Annotated in this window: 4 protein-coding genes; all 4 read left to right on the forward strand. The window is 40.0% G+C overall.

Going from position 1 to position 4,858, the window contains the following annotated elements; translation table 11 throughout:
- A partial coding sequence (locus AB685_RS26435; protein ID WP_047973575.1) for a CamS family sex pheromone protein occupies nucleotides 1–805 on the forward strand: 805 nt, incomplete at its 5' end.
- 363 nt (nucleotides 806–1,168) lie between these two features.
- Nucleotides 1,169–2,290: a BMP family protein gene (locus AB685_RS26440; protein ID WP_047973576.1), complete on the forward strand. Its 1,122-nt coding sequence runs from the start codon at nucleotides 1,169–1,171 to the stop codon at nucleotides 2,288–2,290.
- 213 nt (nucleotides 2,291–2,503) lie between these two features.
- The gene (locus AB685_RS26445; protein WP_047973577.1) at nucleotides 2,504–4,033 is read left to right on the forward strand and encodes an ABC transporter ATP-binding protein; all 1,530 of its coding nucleotides are present in this window, start codon (nucleotides 2,504–2,506) and stop codon (nucleotides 4,031–4,033) included.
- On the forward strand, nucleotides 4,033–4,858 hold an 826-nt coding region (locus tag AB685_RS26450), incomplete at its 3' end, for an ABC transporter permease (RefSeq protein WP_047973578.1). The genes AB685_RS26445 and AB685_RS26450, both read left to right, overlap by 1 nt.

Genomic DNA, 4,858 nt, shown 5'->3' on the forward strand with positions numbered 1-4,858 from the left:
GGGAAATCCTACAGGGTTAAACCCGGAACTAGGCGAGGGAGAAACTCTACGTGAGCAAGAAGAAAATCAACCACGCTACTTATCGCATATTCTTGAACATAACTATTTAGTTGAAAATGAAAATGGTAATTTTGAGCTTGGTGGGATCGTCATTGGCTTATCGATGAATAGTGTCTATAACTTCAGAGTGGAAGATGATCAAGGACGCTATTATCTTTATGAAACACCGATTAATCAAGAGGACATGGAACGTGAAGGACAACGAATAGCTGATATTATTGTCCAGAGGCTTCGTGATTCAACAAGGGAAGGAGGGGTCTTTAACAATATCCCAATAACAGTGGCGATGTTTAAAGAACAGCCAAGGCAATCGGCGATTCCAGGCAATTACATCATGCAAGCAACAGCCCCTCCTGGTGAAGGGCTTGAACGTTGGCAACGAATGAATGAACGGTATTACTTATTTCCATCTAGTTCTGCAAATGAAGATGTAAGCAACGATGCGGCTCAATTCCAACAAGTGAAAGATGATATTCAAAGCTTCTTCGATACATTTGTCGGTGTGGTTGGGCGTGGCTATTATATTGATAACCAACTACAAGAGTTAACGATTGAAGTACCCCTGCGTTATCAAGGTAAAGCAGAGATCGTGGCTTTAACACAGTACGCTGCAGATGTCATTAGCCAGCGAATTAATGATCAAAATATAAAAGTTAATTTGTATATAACGTCTGTTGCTGGAAAACAGGAAAGTATGGTCATACGTAATCCAGGCGAAGAACCATTCATACACGTGTTTGAATAAGACTCCTAATCGGGGTCTTTTTTTCTATATATGAATGGTTTATCCATAATTTTTCTGTTGAATATCATATTGAATTCGTTTTCTTTGATAAAGTGTGGCAAAAAGATGTGAACAATGAAAAAAAGTGTTTATTAATATCTGATATCATGAWATATTTATCTCGTTTGGTGGAGGTTGTACACAGAGATAAGAAGTCTGATGTCTTACCAGCGCCAAGCCTGTAAGATAGCGCTTACAAAAAGTTGGACAAGTGATAGTGAATTGGGTATGATCGAGTCTAAGGTCATAGCTTGATGAGCCTATTAATGTGTCATACTAATTTGAGGTGCTCTCATGCAAACATATTTATAAGGGGGAAATAAAATGAAGAAGTGGTTACGTACGTTAACACTGTCTGTTGCTGCCGCTGTTGCTCTTACTGCTTGTGGTTCGGGGGATGATACTGCTGAAACGCCTGCTGGTGAAGGTGAAGATGCTCCATCTGAGGATGCTGTTGAAGCTGGTGATTTTAAAGTAGCAATGGTTACCGATGTTGGGGGAATTGATGATAAATCGTTTAACCAATCAGCTTGGGAAGGGTTAACTGCATTTGGTGAAGAGGCTGGTCTAGAAGAGGGAACAGGATATCGTTACCTTCAATCTGCTACAATGGATGACTTTGAACCAAATCTACGTAGTTTAGTTCGTGAAGATTCTGACCTTGTTTGGGGTATTGGTTTCTTAATGGAAGAWGCTGTACGTACGATTGCTGAGCAAGTTGAAGAGGCACAAATTGCGATCGTCGATACTGTTGTATTAGATGCAGACGAAAACACGTATGATAATATTGCAAACGTTACATTTAAAGAGCACGAAGGTTCTTTCCTAGTTGGTGTAGCTGYTGGTCTTCACAMTGAAGGCGATAAAGTTGGTTTCATTGGTGGGGTAGAAAGTGGTCTAATTAAGAAATTTGAAAATGGATTTAAAGCTGGCGTTAAAGCCGTTAACCCAGATGCTGAAATCCTAGTACAATATGCAGAGAGCTTCAATGATGCATCAATTGGTTCTCAAATCGCTAACACAATGTACAGCCAAGGCGCTGATATAATTTATCATGCTGCTGGTGGAACTGGTAACGGATTATTCACAGAAGCAATCAACCGTGCACGTAACGGTGAAGCTGTATGGGCTATCGGTGTAGACCGTGACCAACATGATGAAGGTGCATATGGTGATGAGTCAGTTACACTTACTTCAATGGTAAAACGTGTAGATACTGCTGTAGCAATCGTTTCTGAGCAAACAATGAATGGCGAATTTCCAGGTGGAGAAATTCTTGAGTATGGTCTTGAAGAAGATGCTGTAGGTATTGCTCCTACTACAGATAACCTATCTGAGGAAGCGTTATCTGCTGTTGAAGATTACAAAGCTCAAATTCAATCAGGTGACATTAGCGTACCATCAACTGATGATGAGTACGATGAGTACCTTGAAGGTTTAGAATAACCAATAAAATAGTACACAAGCAAAGGCTAGTATCGCGCTAGCCTTTGTTTTACCTTAAAGAGGTAACTGGTATGAAATGACAATCTCTTAGTACGAAGGGACAATGACGGATTGCTGTTTGCACAATCCATCATTGCCTCTTTTTTGGCTAAAACAGTTCTCAAAGAAATAGCGGTCAACGTACCTTCACTTAAATTGTAAGGAGTGAATTAGATGAGTTATGTGATTGAAATGAATAGCATCCGTAAAGAATTCCCTGGCATTGTAGCCAATGACAATATTACACTCCAGCTTAAAAAAGGTGAGATTCATGCTTTACTAGGTGAGAATGGAGCTGGGAAATCAACATTAATGAACGTGTTATTTGGGTTGTATCAACCTGAACGAGGCGAGATCCGAGTCCGAGGTGAAAAAGTAGAAATTACAGATCCGAATATTGCTAATCGTTTAGGTATCGGAATGGTACATCAACACTTTATGCTTGTTGACAAATTTACGGTTACTGAAAACATCGTAATGGGAAATGAGCCTACAAAATTTGGTGTAGTAAACATTAAAAAAGCAGCAAAAGAAGTAGAAGCCATTTCTAAAAGATATGGTTTATCTGTTGATCCTTATGCAAAGATCGAAAACATTYCAGTTGGGATGCAGCAGCGTGTAGAAATACTAAAAACGCTCTACCGTGGAGCAGATATTTTGATCTTTGATGAACCGACGGCAGTTTTAACCCCTCAAGAGATTCAAGAACTAATTGGAATTATGAAAACGTTAGTGGCTGAAGGGAAGTCAATTATTCTTATTACCCACAAATTAAAGGAGATTATGTCTGTTTGTGACCGTTGTACGGTTATCCGTCGTGGTAAGGGAATTGGAACGGTTGATGTCAATGAAACAGACCAGGACAAGCTTGCAGCGATGATGGTTGGACGCGAAGTGAACTTTAATGTGGAGAAAACACCAGCTATACCAAAAGAAACTGTACTGGCTGTATCGGATTTAACAGTAAAAGATTCGCGTGGAGTAGACGCAGTTAAAGCCCTTAACTTAGACATTAAAGCAGGAGAGATTTTAGGTCTTGCAGGAGTAGATGGGAATGGACAATCTGAGTTTATTGAGGCAATTACGGGCCTTCGTAAAGCAGACAAAGGATCGATTAAAYTAAATAACAAAGAATTAGTTGGTCTAAAGCCACGTAAAGTCACCGAGTCCGGAATCGGTCACATTCCCGAGGATCGTCATAAGCATGGTCTAGTATTAGACTTTTCAATTGGTGAGAATATTGTATTGCAGACCTATTATCAACAACCCTATTCAAAGAATACCGTATTAAATTATCCTAACATCTTTAAGAAGGCTAAAGATTTAATTGAGGACTATGATGTGCGGACACCTTCAGAACACACGCCAGCTCGTGCACTCTCTGGTGGTAACCAACAAAAGGCAATCATTGCTCGTGAAGTTGATCGCTCACCAGACTTTTTGATTGCTGCGCAACCAACACGCGGGCTAGATGTTGGGGCAATCGAATCGATTCATAAACGTCTGATCTCAGAACGTGATAAAGGTCGTGCGGTTTTATTAATGTCGCTTGAATTAGATGAAGTTTTAAATGTTAGTGATCGAATTGCTGTTATGTATGAAGGTCAAATCGTGGACATCGTTGATGCGGATAAAACAAATGAGAAAGAGCTCGGGTTACTTATGGCTGGAGGAAAGAAAGAGAAAGCAGGTGAACCGAAGTGATGGCAAAATTACTTCCTAAAGGAAGACTATTATCTTGGTCAATTCCCCTAATTGCGGTTTTTCTAGGTATCTTTATTGGGGCGATTATCATGTTAGTCAGTGGATACAATCCAATTACGGGTTATTCAGCACTTATTAGAGGGATTTTTAGCGACTCCTATTATCTCGGTGAAACCGTTCGTATGATGACACCGCTAATCCTAGCCGGGTTAGCAGTTGCATTTGCTTTTCGTACAGGCTTATTAAACATCGGAGTTGAAGGGCAATTAATCGTAGGATGGTTAGCTTCAGTATATGTGGGAATTACGTTTGATTTACCAGCCGTTCTGCATTTACCAATGGCTATTTTAGCAGGTGCTCTTGCTGGTGCGTTATGGGGATTCATACCAGGCTTATTAAAAGCTAAATTCCAAGTACATGAAGTTATTGTAACGATTATGATGAACTATATTGCACTATATACAGCTAATGCTATCATTCGTTCTTATTTACTTGTTCCTGGGGAAAGAACAGGATCTATCAATCAGTCGGCTTCACTTTCTTCACCTCTTTTGCAATCATTAACGGATTATTCACGATTACACTGGGGATTTGTTGTAGCGGTCTTAGCGTGTGTGATTATGTGGTTTATTTTATGGAGAACGACAAAAGGGTACGAGCTTCGTGCAGTTGGTCTTAACCAACATGCATCCCAATATGCGGGCATGAATGTCCAACGTAACATTATATTATCGATGTTAATAAGTGGTGGTTTTGCCGGTGTTGCAGGTGCTATGGAGGGACTTGGAACTTACGGATATATGAGTATTTTATCTGGGTTCTCTG

The organism is Bacillus sp. LL01, from assembly GCF_001037965.1.